We start from the raw sequence: 22176 nt of genomic DNA, 5'->3' as shown, positions 1-22176 counted from the left end.
CATGGTGCTCCCGATTCGCTAGACTGCCGCGATCGGTAGGGAGGGACGCGACCATGCAGAATTTCCAGCAGGGCTATATAACCGCTGCCGACGGCACCCGTCTGGCCTATCGCGACTATGGCACAGACACCGAATCGGATGTCAACCACGCACTGCCGCTGGTGTGCCTACCCGGCCTGACCCGCAACGCGCGGGACTTCCATAAGCTGGCGCTGGAGATTTCCGCATCGCAGACGAAGCCACGCCGAATTGTCGCAATCGATTATCGCGGCCGCGGCCTCTCCGACAGGGTGGAGGACAAGGCCAGCTACACCATCGTCACCGAAACGCAGGACCTCTGCGCGCTCCTCGATGTATTGGGTATCGAAAGAGCCGTCTTTATCGGCACATCGCGCGGCGGGCTGATCCTGCATGTGCTCACAAGCGTGGCGCCCGAGCGCATTGCCGGCCTCATCTTCAACGATGTCGGCCCGGAACTGCCCTTGCAGGGGCTTCTCGACATTCAGGCCTATCTGAAAACCGCACCGCGTCTCAGCCATTGGGATGATGCCGTCACCCATCTGACACAGATCCATGGACCGGCCTTCCCCGCTCTTTCGGACGGGGACTGGCAGGATATGGCCCGCGATCTGTTTGTCGAGACGGACGATGGTATCGTCGCAGATTGCGACCCGGAGATTGCCCGTGCCTTCAGCGCTGCCGATCTTGGCGCCCATCCGCTACCGTCACTCTGGGAACAGTTCGATCAGTTTCCAGATGTGGCCATGATGGTGGTGCGGGGAGAAAATTCGACGCTTCTGATGAGCGAGACAGTCAATGCCATGCAGGCAAGACGCCCGGCATTGAACAATGTCATGGCCATCGGCCAGGGCCATGCGCCACTGCTGCATCTGGGTTCAGTCAGCCGGGCTATCGCAGACTTCCTCAAAGAGGCTCCCTGACGACAGGCCAACAGCCGAAAAACATCATCACGTCAGATACATAGATCACACAACAAAAAACCCGCCTCAAAAGGCGGGTTTTTCGATCTTAGAGCAAACCGCTCAGGCGCAAATCAGAATGCGCGCTGCAGACGGAAGAAGCCGGTCCAAGTTTCGCCACCAGCAACCGTAGCCGAAGAGTCGGCATCCTGGTAGTTGGCAGTGATCTTGGTGCTGAGGTTTTTCGCGATCTGGTAGTCAACAGTCAGACCAGCGCGCCATGCATCGCGGCTGCCGGTGAAGTCGCCAGAGCCATTCGTGTCAAGCGTACCGAAGTACTGGAAAGCCGGAGTAACGGTGAGCTTGTCGTTGACGGCGATTGCGTATTCAGCAGCAACCGTCCACTCGGACTCTTCGTAGTAAGCGTTGGCGCCAGAAGCCCATGCACCGGAGAGACCGATCGTGCCCGGACCAACCTTTGCGTAGACGATTGCGCGCAGAGCGCCATTTTCCGTGTCGGTGTCGTAGGAACCGAGCAGGTTGCCGTTTACAACGCCTTCAGACAGACCAACGATGCCGCTGATGCCAACGTTGTTCGGGGTGCCGGAAAGGGCTTCCAGCTCTTCTACGCCGAGACCAGCGAAGAATGCGCCGCTCGTGTAGGTGTAGCGGATAGCGTTTGCACGCGTGTCGTTGGACGACAGGATGTCGGTTTCGCCGGAGAGATCGTCATCCCACCAGGTGTAGTGGAAGCCAACCTTCAGGCCGCCAACTTCGATGAAAGCCTGATCGATCTGGGCAGAGCGGCTGGTCGTGTTGTCAGCATCGCCACGCAGACCGATGAAACCGCGCAGAGCGCCGAATTCAGTGTCCGAACGTGCATCGACGTTGAGCTGCGCACGGGTGAAGGAATCCCAGTCAGAAGAACCCGATTCGTCCGGACCAACATTGGTCTGGAAACGAACGTAACCACCGATCTTGAGGCAGGTTTCCGTGCCCGGAATGTAGAAAAAGCCAGTGCCGAACGCGTCGCAAACGCGTACGTATTCCATCGGCTCCGGCTCGGCAGCGACAATCGCGTCGGCGGAATAAGCAGCGGTGCTGAAGGACAGAGCCGCAGCAGAGCTAAGGACGAGAGCTCTCAAGTTCATGTTGTTTTCCTCGGGACAATGTGGATAGCCATCAAGCAAACGATGCCGCCTGAATTGATTTTATTTAAACACCAATTCACCCGAGGCAGAACATAAATATGCATCAGAAGTGGTTCATCCGGTATCAGATGACAGCGAGTGTTGCGCATTCGTGACACAGTGCAGCACGGGCACGGCAGCCAGGTACCGTCCCCGTCCGCCCCACCTGATCCTGTGAACACGATTTGACCTAAGAGGTTAAAAAATCAGCAATTTTTGTTAACTGACGGAGCACTGAAGAATCGCTGCGCACGTTCGGATAGCGAGTCGCAAGGCTCAGTGTGGCGGCAATGCAGGTGCAAGCCGGCCCCTGATGGTGACGGCAAACGTAGGCGGCACCGAAGATGACGAGATGGAAGAGCGGCGAAAAGGAGAATCAGGCTAGCGCGGCAGGCGCTCACACGGCCGGAGAGAATCGCAAGCCCTGAGCCAACGCATCACGCCCAAGCATCAGATTGTGACAAGACTCAAGGCAGGGGGCGTGGCGAATACGGCCCTGCCCGACGCCGCGACGGAACGGTAAAAACCAACCGCTCCTAAAACGCAAAAAGCCCGGCACGAAGCCGGGCTTTCCGCAAATCCAGTCTAGGCTGAATTAGAACGAACGCTGCAGACGGACAAAACCCGTCCAGGATTCGGTTGCATTGTCCGGATCGAGATACTGTACCGTACCCTTGGCAGAGAAGTTCTTTGCCAGCTGGTAGTCCAGCGTCAGGCCAGCCTTCCAAGCGTCGACGTTGTTGGCAAAGCCGTAATCGCCGTAATACTGGAAGCCGGGGGTGACCTTCAACTTGTCGGTAACCTTGACAGCGTATTCGGCGGCAACAGCCCATTCCGAGACGTTGTAGTAGGCGTTTCTGCCGCTTGCCCATACGCCAGCCAGGCCGAGCGTGCCGGGGCCGAGATCAGCCGTTGCGATAACGCGAACAGCGCCTTCTTCGCGGTCGGTGTCGTAACCGCCGAGCAGAGCAACCTTAGCAGGACCGAATGCGCCGCCGACGATGCCGGAAATGCCGACGTTGTTCGGCTGGGTCGTGGTGGTCAGGCCTTCGAGTTCGTCAGCCGACAGACCAGCGTAGAATGCGCCAGCGGTGTAGGTGTAACGTACCGAGTTGAACAGGGTGTTGGAAGCCAGTTCGTCGGTTTCGCCAGACAGACCGTCATCCCACCAGTTGTAGAAGTAACCAACCTTCAGGCCGCCGAGCTCGATGAAAGCCTGGTCGATAAAGGTGTTGCGGTTGGTGGTGTTGTCAGCATTGCCACGCAGGCCGATGAAGCCGCGCAGAGCGCCGAATTCTGTGTCCGAACGTGCGTCGATTTCGAACTGGCCACGCGTGAAAGCGTCCCACTCCGACGTGCCGGCCTTGTCCTTGCCGATATCAACCTGGAAACGAACATAGCCGCCGATCTTCAGGCAGGTCTCAGTGCCAGGAATGTAGAAGAAGCCAGCGCCGAAAGCGTCGCAAACGCGAACGTATTCCATGGGCTCCGGCTCAGCAGCAACGATAGCGTCTGCAGCCTGGGCGCCAGATACTGCTGCGAGAGCAGCAGCGGAGCCGAGAAGAAGGCTCTTGATGTTCATAATGACCTCCAGTCAAGTTTCGTTAGGGTCTGGGTTAATTTGGCTGAAGGACAGCATCCCCTGCCCCATCCCCGTCGGTTATTAGAAGACAGACGATCCACCGCCTCGCTTCTGATGGAGAACATACAAGAGGAGTTGGTCTATGCAATCGCGAACTGCCCGGCCGGACCACTCGCACACCTGCTTCAACGGGCGCTGTTGCTGAAAGGACACAAAAGCGTGAGGGCGATTGTTCAATTTTTACATTTCGTTAAGAAAATCGTTGAGAGACAGGTATTTAGCGGGAAGCGCTCACAAAGCGCAGGTCAGGCGCTGCTTGCGGATGCTGGCGATGATGCGATTCTTCGATGAATGTTCGGGAGGGTTTCGCGACGTTTCGCGTAATGGCGGAGAGGAAGGGATTCGAACCCTCGATACCATTTCTGGTATACTCCCTTAGCAGGGGAGCGCCTTCGACCACTCGGCCACCTCTCCGGTGCGGTGGTGATTATTGCGGTCGGCTGGCGATTGCAAGGCATTTTCCGCATTGGCGGGCTTTTCCTACAGGAAAGTCCGCAAATCCCGCATCCATCAGCGCCAGCAATGGCTATTCAGCCCAGCAATTGCTTCAGGTCAGCCTCCGGATCGAGGAGAATCGCCCGATCCGGCTGGCGATCTGATTCCAGAAGCTTCTTGGCCGTCACATAGGCCTTGGCATCATTGATTGCATCGGCCGCCAGGAATCGATTCTGTCGGAAATACCAGACTGAATGGCTTCCTTCGCGCGCGCCGGGCCGCAGCAGAGTTTCGTCATAGCCGAGATTGAGGCCAGCAGTCTGAAGCTTCACATCATACTGATCCGACCAGAACCAGGGCTTGGGCACATAGGGCTCCGTTCCGCCGGCAATCGCTGCGGCGGCCGATTCTGCCTGGTCCACGGCATTCTGTACCGATTCTAGCCGGATGCGGGCATCGCCCCAGGGAAGACTTGCGCAATCGCCGACGGCAAAGATGCGACGATCGGATGTTCGCGCCTGACGATCGACCAGTATGCCGTTGCCAATCTCGAGGCCCGCCCTCTCGGCAAGCTCCCCATTCACCGTCACACCGATGCCGACAATTACCAGATCCACGTCAATCACGCTGCCATCCGACAATTCGGCGGAGGTTACGCGCCCCTTCTCTCCATTGAGGCGCTTCAAGCCGGTCGATTCACGAATGACGACACCTTTCTCCACATGCACGGCGCGGATGATCTCTGCCGTCTGAGGCGCGGCGACACGTTGCAGAATACGATCGGCCATTTCGATAAGCGTCACTTCCAGGCCCTTGTGGCGGGCAACGGCTGCCGCCTCGAGACCGATATAGCCGCCGCCGATGATCAACACGCGCTTGCCCGGCAGCAGGTCCTGCGCCAGACGATCGGCATCGCGCTTGTCGCGCATCACATAGACGCCCTGAAGATCGCCGCCCAGAGCCGCCGGCAGATGCCGCGGCGTCGCGCCGGTTGCCAGTACCAGCGTCTCGTAGCCGATGAAGGAGCCATCCTGCAGTCGCAGCCGGCAGCCGGTACGGTCGATCTCCTCTACAAACACCGAGAGCTTCAGATCGATATTGTTTTCGCCATACCAGCTTTCGGGACGCAGCAGCAGGCGGGGAAATTCCATTTCACCCAGCAGATATTTCTTCGATAGCGGCGGGCGCTGATAAGGTGCCACATCCTCGGCACTGAGAATTGTGATCGGTCGCTCGTCTTTGAGCGCACGCAGCTTGGCAGCGACAGAAAAGGCAGCCTGGCCGCCGCCCACGATGACAAGTCCGTCCGACATAGTGCCGTTCCTTATATAAATAGAGGCCAGCACGTGGCCTTGCGCAGCCGCTGCTTCACAGGCACGGGTAGCGCCGTCATTCGGCCGCGTCAATGGAATCCCACCTTGCGACATGTGTGGCGGAATCTTCACCTTTTTCAGTGAATTGACGGCATTTTATGCTTCAGCTTCAGGATGCAGCAGCGATCCATCCGTATGATGCGGGTGTAACAGCAATGGGAGGGTGCGATGCCCTTGGGATTACATAAGGAAACACCAAGATCGATTCCTCATGACGAGGTTTTTGAGAAGTTTCAGATCGACCGGCCCGGCAAGATCATTTTCGTCGGCCACCACCTGAGCACGAAAACGCATTTCCGCTGCCTCGTGCGCAAGATTTCACTCTATGGTGCAGAGCTGGAAGTCAGTCCGCATTTACCGGTACCGAAGAATTTCTTCCTCGAAATCCTCGGGGTTCGCGACGATATTGGCTGTACGCTCATTCGACGCGAGGAAGAAAAGGTCACGGTTGGCTTCAACATGCTGATCGATTCCGAATTCCTGCATCATGTGATCAAGCTCAGCTTTGCCTCGAGCCACTGATTGATGACACGCTGCGACGGGAGGCGCTGGAGGAGGCGCCTCCCGCTTTGGCGTACTGGCTCTTGCTCATCTCGATCGCCTGCCCTCGTCGGAAGGCAGGCTGCTCCGGTCTTGCGTGTGCGCCAAACACCCCTATGGTGTGGCCGTTTTCACCGATGACCGGACCCCGAGCATGACTGCCTTTCAGCGCTTCACTCCCCTTCTCGCCAGCCTGCCCTCCACAGTCCCGTTTGTCGGGCCGGAAGCAATCGAGCGCAATCGCGGCCTTGCCGTCAAAGCGCGCATCGGCGCCAATGAAAGCGGTTTCGGCCCGGCACAGTCGGTCTTCGAGGCAATCGCTGCGGCTGCGCGCGAAACCTGGTGCTATGCAGATCCGGAAAACTTTGCGCTGAAGCAGGCTCTGGCAGCCCATCTTGGCTGCGCACCCGCCAATCTGGCCATCGGCGAGGGCATTGATTCGCTGCTCGGCCAGATCGTGCGCATGGTCATTGAGCCCGGCATGACGGTTGCCACTTCGCTCGGCGCCTATCCCACGTTCAATTTCCACGTGGTCGGTCATGGCGGACGCCTCGTGACCACGCCTTATGTGGATGATCGTGAAGATCTGGACGGCCTTCTCGATTTGGTGAAGCGCGAGGATGCGCGGCTAGTCTATTTCGCCAATCCCGACAATCCGATGGGCAGTTGGTGGGATGCAGACGCGGTTCTCGCCTTTGCCCGTGCCGTTCCGGAAACCTGCCTGCTCATTCTCGACGAAGCCTATTGCGAAACGGCGCCGGCGGGTACGACACCCGCCATCAGCGCGCTTCTCGACCGACCCAATGTCATGCGCACCCGCACTTTCTCGAAAGCCTATGGGCTTGCCGGTGCGCGCATCGGCTATGTCATCACCACGCCGGACAATGCCACTGCATTCGACAAGATCCGCAACCATTTCGGCATGCCGCGCATCAGCGTCGCCGCCGCCATCGCGGCCTTGAAGGATCAAGCCTATCTGGCCGATGTCACCCAGCGCATCTTGCAATCACGCCAGCGTATTGGCGCCATCGCTCTCGCCAACGGTCTTTCACCCCTGCCCTCTGCCACGAATTTCGTCACCATAGATTGCGGGCGCGATGGCATCTATGCCCGCGCCATAGTCGATGGGCTGATGGAACATGGCATCTTCATCCGCATGCCGGGCATTGCCCCGCTCAATCGCTGCATCAGGATCAGCACAGGCACGCCGGCCGATATGGATCTTCTGGCCGATGCCCTGCCGAAAGTACTGGCGGCAATCGGCTGATCCAAGGGCTGAGCCAAACACGAAAGCCGCGCCGGTCTTGTCTCGACCGGTCGCGGCTTTTCGTTGGGCCAGCGCCGTCATGGCGCAATGCCAGCGGCCCTTCATTGTTTTTATTGTCGTAGCTTTCAGGCGTTCCGCACCGGCATCAGGCTGGCCAGCGCTCGACCTTGTCAGTGCATGGTCATCCACTCGCGGGCGGCACGCAGTGCCTCGGCAAGCTGCATCTTGGTCATCGAATGCGACAGGTCTGCCCGAAGTTCGGCCGCCCGGTCTGAGCCCTTGATGGCCGCGATATTCAGCCATTTGTGGGCCGCGACCAGATCGACAGGGCAACCGCGACCGGTGGCATACATCAACCCCATGTCGCAGAAGCTTTCAGCGCGAGCTTCGCCACCCATGCTGGCCATTTCGGAATGCTGCATTTCAAAGCGTGCCATCGGTCAAAATCCCTGTTTCGAGCCTGTTGTCGGTAGTCCCTGTCTTCTTCTTGCCCTTTCGGGCCCCGTGGAGATCACCGTCTTCAGCGGCTTTTTGATCCTTGCGGGCGGCAGGTTTTCCCTGCTCGTTTGATGTCCCCATACTGCCTGGCGGAGTTCAAAATTCGCCTAAAATGCATGATTAATTTGAAGAAAACAAAGTGCAAACGCTTGGTAAACTTGGGTTTTTGTTAAACATCACAAGCCCTGCGCATTAAGGATTTCAGCGCTTTTGGAAGCTTCCATTAACCATGGCGATTTTACCCTTCCTTCACCCTGTTTCGACGAGTGATTTTTCTCAAAGGCTTTTCCGGTCGTCGAAAGACCTCGAAAAATCAGGCACGAAGACCCGTTTACCTTTACGTGTGCGTAAGATAATTTGCGCTCTGGAATATCCGGCGCCGGGAGGAGCCTGCGCTTGGAGCCATTATGTGCAACGGGAGGAGAGACGACATGATCAGGAAGACGGGATTGGTGGCCGCCACGCTACTGGCATTCGCCGGCAGCGCATGGGCCGCAGAACCCATCGAAGGCAGCTGGAAGACGGCAAGCGGCGAAACGGCGGCGATTGCCAAATGCGGCTCGGCCTTTTGCGTGACGCTGAAAACCGGCAAGCATTCCGGCAAGCAGATCGGCAAGATGAGCGGCACAGGCGCCGAATACCAAGGTGAAATCACCGATCCGGAAGCCGACAAGACCTATAGCGGTTCCGGCTCTGTCAGCGGCAATGCGCTGAAGATGAAGGGATGCGTCATGTCGGTATTCTGCAAGACGCAGACCTGGACGCGCCTTTGAGGCTAAGGCCTGCTGCCGGCGGCTGATGCGCCGGCTATCGATACGGGGTGAACCGGCGCTTGCGCGGGTTCACCCTTTTTTTGCGAAACAGAGCGCCTTGGCGCCCTGCCTCGGCAAGGCCTGCAGCGAGACGCTTGGAAAGATCGGACAGACAAAGGGAAAGACGTAATTTGCTTGTTAGAAAGAGCACATTATAATGGCTCATGAGCAAACGAATCTTTTCCCTCTCTTCACCGCCCTTCATCAGCCCCGCGCCGTTTGAGCCGCAGATGTTCGATGATCCTGCAAAGGCCGTCGATGCGCTTGCCGCACTTTACGAGCGCAATACCGCCTTCCTGATCGACGGGTTTGGCGGGCTTGCCAAGGGCGAACCGGTCAGCGGACGCTATCGGGCCTGCTATCCGCAGGTGAGCATCGAAACGAGAAGCTTTGGCCACATCGATTCGCGCCTCTCCTATGGCCATGTCACCTCGCCCGGCATCTACACGACAACGATTACCCGCCCAAAGCTGTTTCGCCACTACCTGAAGGAACAGCTCGGGCTTTTGATGCGCAATCACAATGTGCCGGTCACCGTCAGCGAATCGACGACGCCGATCCCGCTGCATTTCGCGTTCCGCGAAGGCGCGCATGTTGAGGCCTCGTCCTCGACCGTCCTCAATGACATGCCGCTGCGCGATCTTTTCGATACGCCCGATCTCAACACGACGGACGATCTGATTGCCAATGGCGAATATGATCAGGTGCCGGGCGAGCCGGCGCCGCTTGCGCCGTTTACCGCGCAGCGCATCGATTATTCGCTGGCGCGCCTCAGCCATTACACGGCCACCAGCGCGGAACACTTTCAGAATTTCGTGCTGTTTACCAACTACCAGTTCTACATCGATGAATTCGCCGCCTGGGCACGCGAACTGATGGCGAATGGTGGCGAGGGCTATACGGAATTTGTCGAGCCCGGCAATCTCGTCACACCGGCCGGCAGTGACAAGCCGCCCGAATCGCTGGCCCGCCTGCCGCAAATGCCGGCCTATCACCTGAAGAAGAAAGGCCATGCGGGGATTACGCTCGTCAATATCGGCGTTGGCCCCTCGAATGCCAAGACGATCACCGACCATATCGCCGTGCTGCGCCCGCATGCCTGGCTGATGGTTGGCCATTGCGCCGGCCTGCGCAACAGCCAGCGTCTGGGCGATTATGTTCTGGCACACGCCTATATGCGCGAAGACCACGTTCTGGATGATGACCTGCCGGTCTGGGTGCCGATCCCGGCGCTTGCCGAAGTGCAAAAGGCGCTGGAAGATGCGGTTGAGGAAATCACCGGTCTCGAAGGCTTCGAGCTGAAGCGCATCATGCGCACGGGAACCGTTGCGACCATCGATAACCGCAACTGGGAACTGCGCGACCAGGCAGGGCCAGTCAAGCGTCTCTCCCAGGCCCGCGCCATCGCGCTCGATATGGAATCGGCAACGATTGCCGCCAATGGCTTCCGCTTCCGCGTTCCCTATGGCACGCTGCTCTGCGTCTCCGACAAGCCGCTGCATGGCGAGTTGAAGCTGCCGGGCATGGCAACCGAATTTTATCGGACACAGGTGCGCCAGCATCTGAAGATCGGCATCCGCGCCGTGCAGAAACTGGCCGCCATGCCCACCGAGACCCTGCATTCCCGCAAGCTGCGCAGCTTCTACGAGACGGCGTTTCAGTGACATCACGCTAGAGATGCGTTATGGTGATCTGCATATGGAGGCTCCTATGCAGATCACGTTCAATGTAGACGATGCCCTGTTGATCGAAGCCAAGGAAGCGACAGGTCTGCCCCTGACCGCGAGCCTGGAAGACGTGCTTCGTCGGTTTCTCATCATCGAGAAGCAAAGGCGTGCTCTGGATAAACTTGAAGGTACCGGCTGGGATGGCCCGCTTGAGGTACGTCCCAGCTTGGAAACGCTGGCGGCGGAATTTCGGGCGCTCACTGCACATAGGCAGCACACACCGTCAGAGGATCTCATGCGAGAGGGGCGCGCTGAGCGGTGAGCATCTTCGTCGTAGACGCAAGCGTGGTGATCAAGTGAGTCGTCAATGAGAGGGAAACGCCACAGGCGGTTGCCCTTGCCAAACGGCACCAGTTGATTGCTCCCGATCTGATCCTGCCGGAATGCGCCAACATCTTCTGGAAGAAGGTGCGGCGCGGCGAGCTGACGTCGGCAGAGGCACAGTTTGCCGCACGACTTATCGAAGGTTCCGACATGCAGTTGGCGCCGCTCCTGCCGCTTTTCGGCAAGAGCATTCAGCTTTCCCTCCTACTCGATCATCCGGCCTACGACTGCACCTACCTTGCGTTGGCATTGCAGGAACGCTGCCAGTTCGTCACGGCGGACGAAACGCTCGTCCGCAAACTGCAGCAAAGCGCCGATTCTGACCTGCGGCAGATAGCACTATCATTGGCGAATGCCGTTTAGCGGTCTGACGATCCTTCGGCCCTTCCCCTTGCCACCAGCATGGACAAAAGCGTGCCGACGACGGAACTGACGATGATCAGCAGATGTGCGTTGACCGACGCCCGGCCAAGCACACCCAGCGCACCTTCTTTGTGATCGGCACCGGAGCCGAGCGCGCCGGCAATGATGCCGGCCGGATAGGTGCCGATGCCGCCCGGCGCATGGACGGGCAGAACCGAGGACAGCTCTCCGCCCAATGCACCGCCAAAGGCTGATCCCAGCGGGATATCGGCGAGCAACAGCAGTACCCAGGCGAGCACCGCAATCTTGACGAACCAGTTGATCAGCGTCGCCAGCCAGGCGCGGATGAAGGCCGGGGTGTCGAGCGGCAGGCCGGCTTCGACTTCGCCGAGCATGCGTTGCAGCTTCACCGGCAGGGTTCCGTGGAGAAGACGAAACAGCGGGCGGCGCAACGCAAAGCCGAAGGCCGGCAGGAGCGCGAAGAGAACCCAGCCCACCCAGAGAAGCAAGCCGCCCTTTTCCAGCAGAAGTCCCGCCCCGGCCGCCGCCAATAGCGCATGCAGGTCGAAAAGCCGCATGACGAGGAGCGCTGCACTGGCTCGCGTGAAGGAAACGCCGAATTCCTGTTTCATCAATAGGGGAAAGCTCACCTCCCCGCTTCGAAATGGCAGCATGACATTCAACAGGTTATGCACCTGCACCAGCCGCAGAAGACGGGGAAACTGGCCGCGGGTTTCAGTGGGGAAATAATCGTGTATCCGCCAGGTGCGCAGCACATAGGTTGAGAGCAAAAGGCCCATGGCCGTGCACAGCATGGCCCAGCCGGCATCCTGCCAGCGGCGGACAATCTCGCCCCAGCCCCAGAACCATTCGATGAAGAAGCCATAGGCCAGCACTGCGCCCAATGTGACGAGCGTGGCTCCGTGTCTTTTGGTCCAAGATTTTCGTCTGGCTGGCATCTCATACATCATATAGTGAAGGCACGCGTGACGTCCGTTGACGTTGCAAGGACGGCGCGCCCAGCGTACCGAAACCATCGTGGTTTAGGAGAAAGAGCCAGTGCAGACAATTGCGGAAGCGATCAAGCCCTCTCAGGCGCCAATCGCAGATATTGAGCTTTCCATCGTGGTTCCGGTCTTCAACGAAGAGGAAAGCCTTGGGCCTCTGATTGCCCGAATCACGGATGCCATGGCCGCCTATGCCTTGCCATGGGAGCTCATTCTGGTTGACGACGGCAGCACGGATGCGACGCTTGCCAATGCAAGAAGCGCGCTCGGCAGACCGGGGCTTGATCTGCATGTGGTGGCCCTGCAACGCAATTTCGGCCAGACGGCTGCCATGCAGGCCGGCATTACCCAGGCGCGCGGTCGGTTGATAGCCACGCTGGACGGCGACCTGCAGAACGACCCCAAGGACATTCCGCACATGGTGGCGGAACTGGAGCGGCGCGAACTCGATCTTCTGGTCGGCTGGCGCAAGAACCGTCAGGATGGCCTGCTGCTGCGCAAGGTCCCTTCCTTCATCGCCAACCGGCTGATCGGCCGAATGACCGGCGTGCGCCTGCATGATTATGGCTGCAGCCTGAAGATCTACCGCGCAACCGTCATCAAGCAGGTGAAGCTGATGGGCGAAATGCACCGCTTCATTCCGGCCTGGGTGGCCGGCGTGGTGCCCAGTTCCCGCATTGGCGAAATGCCGGTCGCCCATCACGCGCGCCAGCACGGCACGTCGAAATACGGCATATCGCGCACCTTCCGGGTCATCCTCGATCTTCTGTCGGTGATGTTCTTCATGCGCTTCAAGGCGCGGCCGGGCCATTTCTTCGGCTCTCTCGGCCTCGGACTCGGCAGCCTTGCCGGCCTGATCCTCGGCTATCTCTTCATCGATAAGTTCGTCTTCGGCAGCCATATCGGCACGCGACCGCTCTTCCTGATCGGCGTCATGCTGTTTCTGTCTGCCGTTCAGCTGATCACCACCGGCATTCTCGCCGAGATGATTGCCAGAACCTATTATCGCGACGACAATTCCGTCAGCTACATCGTTCGCGATGTCTATAGCGACGAAGCGCCCCGCTGAACTGCTCAGCGGGAGGCCGTATCACGCAAGTGATCGAGCCCCTTGCGCAGGGTCTCGGTCATCTGGTCCACTTCGCTGCGGGAAATCACAAGTGCCGGTGAGGCCAGCATGCGGTCGCCGGTGGCGCGCATCACCAGGCCGTTTTCCAGGCAATGATTGCGCACAGTGGAACCGGCATCGTCGGGCTTGGCAAACCGGCGGCGGGTTGCCTTGTCGGCTGCAATCTGCACCCCGGCAATCAGGCCGACGACATCCACCTGACCGACGATCTCGTGGTCTTCCAGGCTTTTGAGCGACGCTGCGAAATAAGGGCCGATATCGTCGCGCACCCGCTCGACCAGCCCTTCCTCCTCGATGATACGCAGGTTCTCAAGCGCTGCTGCGGCACAGACCGGATGGCCAGAATAGGTAAAGCCGTGGTTGAAGTCGCCCGCCTCCTCGATCATGACGCGGGCGACGCGGTCGCTGACCAGCAAGCCGCCAATCGGCAGATAGCCGGATGACAGACCCTTGGCGATCGGCGCCAGATCCGGCTCGAAACCGAAATGCTGGTGACCGAACCAACTGCCGAGACGCCCAAAGCCGCAGATCACCTCGTCGGCCACCAGCAGGATATTGCGCTCGCGGCAGATGCGGGCAATCTCCGGCCAGTAGGTGTCCGGCGGTACGATGACACCGCCGGCCCCCTGGATCGGCTCGGCAACGAAGGCCGCGACATTTTCCTCGCCCAGTTCGTCAATCCTCGCCTCCAGCTCGCGCGCCATCTTCAGCCCGAATTCAGCCGGCGTCAGATCGCCGCCATCGGCATACCAATAGGGCTGGCCGATATGCGAAATGCCCTCGATCGGCAGGTTGCCCTGCTCATGCATGTGCTTCATGCCGCCCAGCGAAGCGCCGGCCACCGTCGAGCCATGATAGCCGTTGCGCCTGCCGATCACATGGGTCTTGGATGGCTGGCCCAGCGCCTTCCAATAAACGCGTGCCATGCGAAACCAGGTATCGGTCGCCTCGGAGCCCGAATTGGTGAAGAAGACATGGTTCATCCGCCCGCCGGTATGGGCGGTGACCTTCTGCGCCAGAAGCGTTGCCGGCTCGTTCGTCGTGCCGAAGAAGGTGTTGTAATAGGGCAGCTCGTTCATCTGCCGCGCCACGGCCTCGGCGATCTCACGGCGTCCATAGCCGATATTGACGCACCAGAGGCCGGCAAATCCATCGAGATATTTCTTGCCCTGCGCATCCCAGATGTGGACGCCCTCGCCGCGCGCGATGATGCGCGTGCCCTTCTCGTTCAGCTGCTTCATATCCGAAAAGGGATGCAGATGGTGGGCCGCATCGATGGCACTGAGATTGGAAAGGGCTTTCATCGCGTTCACGGCATCCTCCGCATACCAAAGGGCCGTTACGGGCTATGGCATGCCTGATTGTAAGGCGGTTTCTGATCGGCTACGAACATGGACCAAGGGGAACACGTTTGGCAAGGAGCCCTGTCGGCTCCCGCATGCGAACGCAAAAAGACAGGGCAATGGGATGACGAATGACAGCATGACGGACGGTGGACAGGCGCAGGCCGAGGACACAGCAAGCCCCGAGGCGCGCATCGAAGTGCTGCTGGTTGGCATGAACGGTGATCTGCGCGGCAAGATGATCCCGCTGAAGGCCGAGGACAAGGTGTGGAAGAACACCGTGCGCCTACCCTCCTCCACCCAATCGCTGGATATCTGGGGCGACGACAATGACGACATCACCCAGATTTCGCTGACGCTGGGAGATCCGGACGGCATCTGCGTGCCGGACCGCAATTCGCTGGCGGCGCTACCCTGGGGGCCAAAGGGTTCGAAACAGGTTCTGGCCACCATGCATCGCCTATCGGGTGAACCGCATGAGATCTGCCCGCGCGCCATCCTTACCCGCGTGCTGGAGCGGTTCAAGGAGCGCGGGCTGACACCGGTTGTGGCGACCGAACTGGAATTCTACGTCATCGAGCCGGATTTCCGCGAGACGGGAAAGCCGATGCCGCCAAAGGCGCTGGTGATGAATGGCGAGGTAGAAGGCTTCCAGCTCTATGACATGCGCGCCACGGCAGCCATGGAAGACTATCTCGATACGGTCCGCCGCTTCTGCAACGATATGGGCCTGCCTGCCGATGCCACAACGGCGGAATTCGGCCCCGGCCAATTCGAGGTGAACCTCCTGCACAGGCCGGATGCTATGGCCGCTGCCGATGACTGTATCTACCTGAAGCGCGTCGTGGATTTTGCTGCCCGCCGGCATGGGCTCAAAGCCACCTGCATGGCAAAACCCTATGGCGATCAGGCAGGCTCCGGCCTGCATGTGCATGCCAGCATCATCGACCGCGACGGCAACAACATTCTCGACGCACGCGATGGCGATCCGCTCAAGCTCAAATCCATCACGGCCGGCATGCTGCAGACCATGCAGGCGGCGCAGTTGGTCTTTGCCCCCTTTGCCAATTCCTATCGGCGCTTCCAGCCAGGTTCCTTTGCGCCCGACAAGATCGATTGGGGTTTTGGCCATCGCGGCACGGCCATCCGCATCCCGGATTCGTCAGGACCGGCAGCCCGCATCGAACACCGCGTCGCCGGCGCCGATGCCAATCCGCATCTGCTGCTCGCGGCCATCCTCGGCGGCATATTGCTCGGCCTTGATGAGACGCTCGATCCAGGCCCCGTCACCGCGCCGGGCAGCGAACCCGGCAATCCGGACGTGCTGACGCATGATTTCCTGACCGCCGTCGATCGGTTCCGCGCCTCGGATTTCATCCGCGATCTCTTCGGTGCCGAATACCAGCGTATCTATGGCGATACGAAACGCAAGGAGGCCATGACCTTCCTGCGCACCGTTTCCAGCTTCGACTACCAGACCTACCTGCCGAGGATTTGAGGCCTCACAGCCCCGCAGCAGTCTGATCCAGGGCGCCCTCCCGTGCCTGCACCTGGGCCATAGGGTGCTGCGGCTTGCGCACCAGCACCTTCAACTCGCCCGCATGGATCTTCAGATGCACATCGCGATCCATTGGCAGAAGTTCGCCATCGATCACGCAGCGCAGATCATGGCGCTTGCGGGGAAAATGCAGTTCCACCTCCTGCACGGTCATGGCGTTGACGGACTCATTGTCCTTGAGGCGCCCGCGCAAGATATCGATTGCCAGTCGGGCCACGCCCGTCGGCGTCAGCGGATCGGCCGTATAGAAACCGAGGTGCCCGCCTGTCACGCTATCGGCAAACAGCAGCGCATCGCTGCCAAACTCGTTGTTCGATACCGAAATGGCCGAAACCCTGCGACGACCCTGATGGCCTCTCGCATTGAACTCCATCTCAAAGACCGGCGGATTGAGCATGACGCTGAGGGCAGCGCGCGTGCTGGCGCGTATCTTGCCGAGTCTTGAGGCAAAACTCATCTGGTTGCGATAGCGCACCATGCGGGCATGCAGACCGGCGGAAAACTGGTGCACGAAGCTGCGCCCATTGGCACTGGCAATATCCACCTGCGCCACCTCCCCCTTAGCCAGCACGTCAAGCACCTGCCAGATATCGAGCGGCAGCTTCAAGGTGCGGGCAAACAGGTTCATCGTGCCGGCCGGTACGATCCCGAGCGCCAGGCCGCTCCGCCAGGCAATGCCGGCGGCAACCGAAATCGTGCCGTCACCGCCGCCGGCAATCAGGCCATCGACGCCTTGAGTGACTGCCACCTTTTCCATCGCATCAACCACGTCCTCTCCCGAGACGACACGGCATTCGATGCTATGCCCCTCGGCACGGAACACCTGCTCGGCCTTGCGGCAATAGGCATCCATGTCGGTCGTCCTGAAAGTGCCGCCGTCGCGGTTGAAAATGGCGATAAGGTTCATGGGCGCATGGGTTCCGGGACAAGAGGGCGGCATCACAACGGGGTAGCGTCAAAATGGTTGCTTGCGGCGCGGCGGCAAGTGTCAGACGCCTTATGCTCGCCAATCGTGATAATTTAGCGACCGCAATTTCGCCTCTCCCGCAACGCAAAATAGTATGGTAGCCTTATCAATAGAGCTTTCCTTGAAGGCTCGACCTCCTCCCAAATTCGGCCGGCGCCCAGGCGTCGGCCTTTTCTTGAAAATGCCATGACCGACGCTACAGCCGATCTTTCCCAAGCGCCGGCCCGCCACGAGGCCGCGCCGCTTTCTCCGCTCACCATTGCCCTGATCGAAATTGCGCTCGCCGTCGGTGGCTTTGCCATCGGCACCGGCGAATTCGCCATCATGGGACTGTTGCCGAATGTGGCTGCGACCTATGACGTGTCGATCCCGCAGGCCGGTCACGTTATCAGCGCCTATGCGCTCGGCGTCGTCATCGGTGCGCCAATCATTGCGGCACTCGCCGCCAAGCTGCCGCGCAAGACCCTGCTTCTTCTGCTGATGTCGGTGTTTGCGCTCGGCAATGTGGCAAGTGCGCTGGCGCCCGAATTTGCAAGCTTTACCGTGTTGCGCTTCATCACCGGCCTGCCGCATGGCGCCTATTTCGGCGTGGCAGCACTGGTGGCCGCCTCCATGGCGCCGCCGCACCGGCGGGTGCGGGCGGTCGGTCGTGTCATGCTGGGTCTGACGATTGCAACGCTGATCGGTACGCCGGTTGCCACCTTCCTTGGCCAGATGATGAACTGGCGCGCGGCCTTTCTGCTGGTGGCAGCCGTCGGCGGCCTCACGGTGGCGCTGATTGCCCTTTACCTGCCGAAAGACCGAGTGGCCGAAGGTGCAAGCATGCGCCGGGAACTCAGCGCCTTCGGGCGTCTGCAGGTCTGGCTCGCCTTTGCGGTGGCAGCCATCGGCTTCGGCGGCATGTTCTCGATCTTCAGCTATATCGCCAAGACCACCACCGATACGGCCGGCATGCCGGTTTCCATGGTCGCGGTGGTGCTGGCACTCTTCGGCATCGGTATGAATGTCGGCAATATTGTGGGCTCGCGCATGGCGGATTATTCGCTGAACGGCACGATCGGCGGCATGCTGGCCGCCAATGTGCTGATCATGGCCGTCTTCTCGCTCACGGCGCACAATCCAGTCATGCTGTGCATTTGCGTGTTCCTGACCGGCTGCGGCTTTGCCGCCTGCCCCGCCGTGCAGACACGGTTGATGGATGTGGCTGCCGATGCGCAGACGCTGGCTGCTGCAACCACCCATTCCGCCTTCAACATTGCCAATGCGCTCGGCGCCTGGCTCGGCGGACTGGTGATTGCCGCTGGCTTTGGCTATGGCGCCACCGGCTATGTCGGCGCCGTCCTGTCCGCGCTTGGCCTTGTCGTCTTCCTGATTTCGATTGCCGTCGAGAAGCGCGAGAGACGCCGAACTGCCTGACAGAGCCAGTGCCGCAGAGCTTTTCAGCCTGACGCACCGTCTCTTCAAGTCAGGCGCGAGCTTCCTGGATGACGACCACCCGATCGCCAACCTTGACGCGGGCGGCCAGGTCGATGACGTCGTGGTTCATCATGCGCACGCAGCCGCTCGACATGGCATGGCCGATGGACTGCGGCTGGTTCGTGCCATGGATGCGGAAATGCGTGTCATTGCCGCCGCGATAGAGATACATGGCGCGCGCGCCCAGCGGATTGTTGGGACCGCCCGGCATGCCGCCGGCATATTTCAGGTTTTTCTGCGGATCGCGACGGATCATGTTTGCCGTCGGCGTCCATGTCGGCCATTCCGCCTTGCGCCCCACATAGGCATTGCCGGACAAAGCAAGGCCGGCGCGGCCGACGCCCACACCGTAACGGATCGCCTTGCCATTATCGAGGACGTAGTAAAGGCGGCGCGCCGGTGTATCGACCACGATGGTTCCGGGCTTGTGCGGCGTTGCATAGGCCACTTCCGTGCGGCGCAGCTCCGGCTTGATCTGGTCGATCGGCACCGTCTTCAGCGGAAACTTTTCTGCCGGCAATGCAGAATAATCAGCCTGCGGGTTCATCGTTGCTGTGGAGCATCCAGCCAGAAACAGCGGAAGCCCGAAGATTAGCCCGCGGCGCGAGATCGACATGATTGTGTCCTTATTGCGGTCAATTCTTGGATTGACGGCAACTTACGGACATTATGGTTAACGAATAACTAATACAACCTTGAAGTCTATCTGCTGCGCGACAGATTTATCGGCAACGCAGGTTCCTAATCATCATCGCATGGCCAGCTGTCGGGCACAGACAGCCCCTGCGGAAGCTTCGTGTGCTGATCGCCACAGGCCAGCGCCACCTGATCCTGCTTCAAACCAGTAGCCTTGGTCAGGTCCAGCCCCTCGATGCGGGTCAAAAACATGAAGGCATTGTCGAAATCGACCGGGCCGTCGAACGTGGCATTGTGGAAGGTCGCACGCGATAGGTTCGTCATCGAGAACCGCGTATCGCCGATCTCTGCCTTATAGAAGATCGCCCGCCCCAGTTCGGCCTTGGTGAAATCGACGCCATGCAATTGCGCGCCAGTAAAATTGGCCCTCTGGATTTCGGCTGACAGGAAAATCGCACGATCGGCGCGAATGCCGGAGAAATCGGCCCGATGGCCCTCGGTCTTTTCAAAATTGGCGCCCGTTGCGTCTGAACGGGCCAGCGAAGCCCGCATCAGGCTGGCTTTGGTCAGATTGGCGGATTTCAGGCTGCTGCCGCTCAGATCCGTCATGCCAAAATCCACGCCAGACAGATTGGCGCCATCAAAGACGCTGCCGTTCAGCATCAGCAGGCGCTTCTTGCACTGGCTCCAGTCAACGCCCTGCGCCGCCTCGCTCTTGCATTTGCCAACCGCACTGGATGGCTTGGAGGGAACGAGAATGAACAGTCCGGCCGCCACCGCCACGACCGGCAGAAGCAAGCGGCCCCGGCTGCGGCGGCACCGCAGCCAAAGTTGTCGCAGGGTCCATGCTTTCATCGCGCGCGCTTTTGACGTCATGTGCTCACCCGTTGCCCGGCAATCGAAAGCCCGGCTCCATGTCTTCCCTTGTCAGTATAGCCTAAAGCGAAACAGGATGACACTGCGCCGGACATGTTACATGCTCGGATAGACCGGTCCCTCGCCGCCTTGCGGCGGAACCCAGTTGATGTTCTGGTTCGGGTCCTTGATGTCGCAGGTCTTGCAATGCACGCAGTTCTGCGCGTTGATCACATAGACCTCTTCGCCATCCTTCTCGACCCATTCATAGACGCCGGCCGGACAGTAGCGCGTCGAGGGACCGGCAAAGATGGCAAGTTCCGAACGCTTCTGCAGATCCATGTCCTTCACCTTCAGGTGAACCGGCTGGTCCTCCTCGTGATTGGTATTGGACATGAATACCGAGGAGAGACGATCGAAGGTCAGCACGCCGTCGGGCCGCGGATAGTCGATCTTCGTGTGGTTGGCCGCCGGTTCCAGCGAGGCCGCATCCGTCTTGCCGTGCTTCAGTGTGAAGGGCGAGGTGCCGAATATCTGGTTGATCCACATATCGATGCCACCCAGCGCCACGCCGATCGCCGTCCCGAACTTTGACCACAGCGGCTTGACGTTGCGCACCCGCTTCAGATCGCGGCCGATATCGCCGGCGCGCCATTCGGCCTCGATGGCCACAGGCTCGTCATTGGCGCGACCGGCAGCAATCGCCTCTGCAATCTTTTCCGCCGCCAGCATGCCGGACAGAACCGCGTTATGGCTGCCCTTGATGCGCGGCACATTGACGAAACCGGCGGAACAGCCGATCAGCGCGCCGCCGGGGAAGGAGAGCTTCGGCACCGACTGGTAGCCGCCTTCGGTGATCGCACGCGCGCCATAGGAAAGGCGCCTGGCCCCTTCGAACGTGGCGGCGATGGCCGGATGTGTCTTGAACCGTTGGAACTCCTCGAATGGCGAGAGATAGGGGTTCTTGTAGTTCAGGTGGACGACGAAACCGACAGCCACCAGATTGTCGTTCAGGTGATAGAGGAAGGAGCCGCCACCGGTCTTCATGCCGAGCGGCCAGCCGAAGGAGTGCTGCACGAGACCGGCCTTGTGCCGCTCAGGCTTCACCTCCCACAGTTCCTTGAAGCCAATACCGTATTTCTGCGGCTCGCGGCCCTCATCCAGCTTGAATTTCGCGATGAGCTGCTTGGCAAGCGAACCGCGCACGCCCTCGCCGATCAGCACATATTTGCCCAGAAGCGCCATGCCGCGCGTGTAATTGGGGCCGGGCTCACCATTCTTCTCGATGCCCATGTCGCCGGTCGCAACGCCGATTACGGCACCGTCACCATTGTAGAGCACGTCGGTCGCGGCAAAGCCCGGATAGATATCGACGCCCAGCGCTTCGGCCTTCTCGGCCAACCAGCGACAGACGAGACCCAGCGAAACGATGTAATTTCCGTGATTGTTCATCAGCGGCGGCATTAGGGCATTCGGCAGCCGCACGGAGCCGGCAGGCCCCAGAAACAAGAACTGGTCATCGGTCACTGGCGTCTGGAAAGGATGCCCCGTCTCATCGCGCCAATCCGGAAGCAGCCTGTCGATGCCGATCGGATCGACCACGGCGCCGGACAGGATATGCGCGCCAACCTCTGCCCCCTTTTCGAGGACGACGACGGAAAGCTCTGGATTGACCTGTTTCAGACGGATCGCGGCCGAAAGACCCGCAGGCCCCGCCCCGACGATCACCACGTCGAACTCCATGCTTTCGCGCTCGGGAAGCTCCATATCGCTCATGTCTCTGCTCCGCTTAAGCCACACCCCATATCCTCATTCTCCTTGTCAAAACGCGCACCGCTTGTCGAGCCGGCATGCGACAGTGAATGGTCCGGTTGGGCAGGCTCCTCCTCATTCCACCGAAAAGATTATATTACGCTTACGTACACGTCAATAATATCTCTGGAAGCCAGCCTCAATCAGGCGCGTGATTGCGTCCGGCCAAGCCGATCATTGTCGCCTCCGCGACGAGGAAACGCCCCGGATCAGGAAAAGATGGAGTGCGCCTTGCCCGATAGATGTGGAAACTCTCAATCGCTCTTGCAAATCTACGCCGAACCTCGGCTTCTTGTCAGCCA

21 protein-coding genes and 1 tRNA gene are annotated in these 22176 nt (G+C 59.8%); 11 read left to right on the top strand and 11 right to left on the bottom strand.

All coding sequences use genetic code 11. The annotated features are described in order from the left end of the window. The first annotated feature begins 53 nt into the window (after positions 1-53). Positions 54-941, top strand: coding sequence for an alpha/beta hydrolase (locus E8M77_RS22280; protein ID WP_137132801.1), 888 nt, complete (start codon positions 54-56; stop codon positions 939-941). A 113-nt stretch (positions 942-1054) separates the two neighbouring features. Here E8M77_RS22280 and E8M77_RS22275 read toward each other — a convergent pair whose 3' ends face one another. Further along, positions 1055-2071, bottom strand: a complete 1017-nt coding sequence (locus E8M77_RS22275) for a porin (RefSeq protein WP_137132800.1) — start codon at positions 2069-2071, stop codon at positions 1055-1057. A 634-nt stretch (positions 2072-2705) separates the two neighbouring features. Continuing rightward, positions 2706-3692, bottom strand: a complete 987-nt coding sequence (locus tag E8M77_RS22270) for a porin (RefSeq protein WP_137132799.1) — start codon at positions 3690-3692, stop codon at positions 2706-2708. Positions 3693-3731: 39 nt separating this feature from the next. On the opposite strand from E8M77_RS22270, the gene E8M77_RS22265 reads away from it, so the two are divergent. Further along, positions 3732-4043 (top strand): hypothetical protein, encoded by a 312-nt coding sequence (locus E8M77_RS22265; protein ID WP_137132798.1) that lies wholly within the window; start codon positions 3732-3734, stop codon positions 4041-4043. 33 nt (positions 4044-4076) lie between these two features. Here the strand turns inward: E8M77_RS22265 and E8M77_RS22260 are convergent. Next, positions 4077-4166: transfer RNA gene (locus tag E8M77_RS22260), tRNA-Ser, on the bottom strand. A 116-nt stretch (positions 4167-4282) separates the two neighbouring features. Beyond that, positions 4283-5500: an FAD-dependent oxidoreductase gene (locus tag E8M77_RS22255; protein WP_137132797.1), complete on the bottom strand. Its 1218-nt coding sequence runs from the start codon at positions 5498-5500 to the stop codon at positions 4283-4285. 228 nt (positions 5501-5728) lie between these two features. On the opposite strand from E8M77_RS22255, the gene E8M77_RS22250 reads away from it, so the two are divergent. Both E8M77_RS22250 and E8M77_RS22245 read left to right on the top strand, forming a co-directional pair. Then, positions 5729-6082, top strand: coding sequence for a hypothetical protein (locus tag E8M77_RS22250; RefSeq protein ID WP_137132796.1), 354 nt, complete (start codon positions 5729-5731; stop codon positions 6080-6082). A 172-nt stretch (positions 6083-6254) separates the two neighbouring features. Beyond that, a complete protein-coding gene (locus tag E8M77_RS22245) occupies positions 6255-7367 on the top strand; it encodes a pyridoxal phosphate-dependent aminotransferase (protein ID WP_137132795.1) in 1113 nt (370 codons plus the stop codon). A 170-nt stretch (positions 7368-7537) separates the two neighbouring features. Here E8M77_RS22245 and E8M77_RS22240 read toward each other — a convergent pair whose 3' ends face one another. Then, positions 7538-7804, bottom strand: a complete 267-nt coding sequence (locus E8M77_RS22240) for a sel1 repeat family protein (protein WP_137132794.1) — start codon at positions 7802-7804, stop codon at positions 7538-7540. 492 nt (positions 7805-8296) lie between these two features. Between E8M77_RS22240 and E8M77_RS22235 the strand changes: the two genes are divergently transcribed. The 4 genes from E8M77_RS22235 to E8M77_RS22220 all read left to right on the top strand — a co-directional run bounded on the left by E8M77_RS22235 (position 8297) and on the right by E8M77_RS22220 (position 11091). Beyond that, entirely contained in the window at positions 8297-8638 is a 342-nt protein-coding gene (locus E8M77_RS22235; RefSeq protein ID WP_137132793.1) for a DUF2147 domain-containing protein, read from the top strand. A 203-nt stretch (positions 8639-8841) separates the two neighbouring features. Next, positions 8842-10341 (top strand): AMP nucleosidase, encoded by a 1500-nt coding sequence (gene amn, locus E8M77_RS22230; protein ID WP_137132792.1) that lies wholly within the window; start codon positions 8842-8844, stop codon positions 10339-10341. A 46-nt stretch (positions 10342-10387) separates the two neighbouring features. Further along, complete coding sequence (locus E8M77_RS24095) at positions 10388-10666, top strand: hypothetical protein (RefSeq protein ID WP_205910516.1); 279 nt, start codon at positions 10388-10390, stop codon at positions 10664-10666. Between the two features lie 92 nt (positions 10667-10758). Next, entirely contained in the window at positions 10759-11091 is a 333-nt protein-coding gene (locus E8M77_RS22220; RefSeq protein WP_137132791.1) for a type II toxin-antitoxin system VapC family toxin, read from the top strand. Here the strand turns inward: E8M77_RS22220 and E8M77_RS22215 are convergent. After that, positions 11088-12050 (bottom strand): lysylphosphatidylglycerol synthase domain-containing protein, encoded by a 963-nt coding sequence (locus E8M77_RS22215; protein ID WP_246659366.1) that lies wholly within the window; start codon positions 12048-12050, stop codon positions 11088-11090. The genes E8M77_RS22220 and E8M77_RS22215 overlap by 4 nt on opposite strands. A 100-nt stretch (positions 12051-12150) precedes the next feature. Here E8M77_RS22215 and E8M77_RS22210 point away from each other — a divergent pair, with 100 nt between their 5' ends. Beyond that, a complete protein-coding gene (locus E8M77_RS22210; RefSeq protein WP_137132789.1) occupies positions 12151-13167 on the top strand; it encodes a glycosyltransferase family 2 protein in 1017 nt (338 codons plus the stop codon). A gap of 5 nt (positions 13168-13172) precedes the next feature. On the opposite strand, the gene E8M77_RS22205 is transcribed toward E8M77_RS22210, so the two are convergent. Further along, positions 13173-14531 (bottom strand): aspartate aminotransferase family protein, encoded by a 1359-nt coding sequence (locus E8M77_RS22205; protein ID WP_137133079.1) that lies wholly within the window; start codon positions 14529-14531, stop codon positions 13173-13175. A gap of 163 nt (positions 14532-14694) precedes the next feature. Here E8M77_RS22205 and E8M77_RS22200 point away from each other — a divergent pair, with 163 nt between their 5' ends. Next, the gene (locus E8M77_RS22200; protein ID WP_137132788.1) at positions 14695-16068 is read left to right on the top strand and encodes a glutamine synthetase family protein; all 1374 of its coding nucleotides are present in this window, start codon (positions 14695-14697) and stop codon (positions 16066-16068) included. Between the two features lie 4 nt (positions 16069-16072). Here E8M77_RS22200 and E8M77_RS22195 read toward each other — a convergent pair whose 3' ends face one another. Beyond that, positions 16073-17035, bottom strand: coding sequence for a diacylglycerol kinase family protein (locus E8M77_RS22195; protein ID WP_137132787.1), 963 nt, complete (start codon positions 17033-17035; stop codon positions 16073-16075). A 246-nt stretch (positions 17036-17281) separates the two neighbouring features. On the opposite strand from E8M77_RS22195, the gene E8M77_RS22190 reads away from it, so the two are divergent. Next, positions 17282-18511, top strand: coding sequence for an MFS transporter (locus E8M77_RS22190; protein ID WP_137132786.1), 1230 nt, complete (start codon positions 17282-17284; stop codon positions 18509-18511). Between the two features lie 49 nt (positions 18512-18560). On the opposite strand, the gene E8M77_RS22185 is transcribed toward E8M77_RS22190, so the two are convergent. The 3 genes from E8M77_RS22185 to E8M77_RS22175 form a co-directional block, all read right to left on the bottom strand. Then, positions 18561-19187 carry a L,D-transpeptidase gene (locus E8M77_RS22185; RefSeq protein WP_137132785.1) on the bottom strand — a complete coding sequence of 209 codons (627 nt, stop codon included), beginning with the start codon at positions 19185-19187 and terminating at the stop codon, positions 18561-18563. Between the two features lie 125 nt (positions 19188-19312). Continuing rightward, a complete protein-coding gene (locus E8M77_RS22180) occupies positions 19313-20005 on the bottom strand; it encodes a pentapeptide repeat-containing protein (RefSeq protein ID WP_246659365.1) in 693 nt (230 codons plus the stop codon). A 174-nt stretch (positions 20006-20179) separates the two neighbouring features. Then, the gene (locus tag E8M77_RS22175) at positions 20180-21838 is read right to left on the bottom strand and encodes an electron transfer flavoprotein-ubiquinone oxidoreductase (protein ID WP_137132783.1); all 1659 of its coding nucleotides are present in this window, start codon (positions 21836-21838) and stop codon (positions 20180-20182) included. Positions 21839-22176 lie beyond the last annotated feature (338 nt).

The sequence above is a fragment of the Rhizobium sp. FY34 genome (assembly GCF_005222845.1).
Taxonomy (GTDB): Bacteria; Pseudomonadota; Alphaproteobacteria; order Rhizobiales; family Rhizobiaceae; genus Neorhizobium.
Note: the sequence above shows the minus strand (reverse complement) of the source record. Positions and strands in the feature narration are given on the sequence as shown.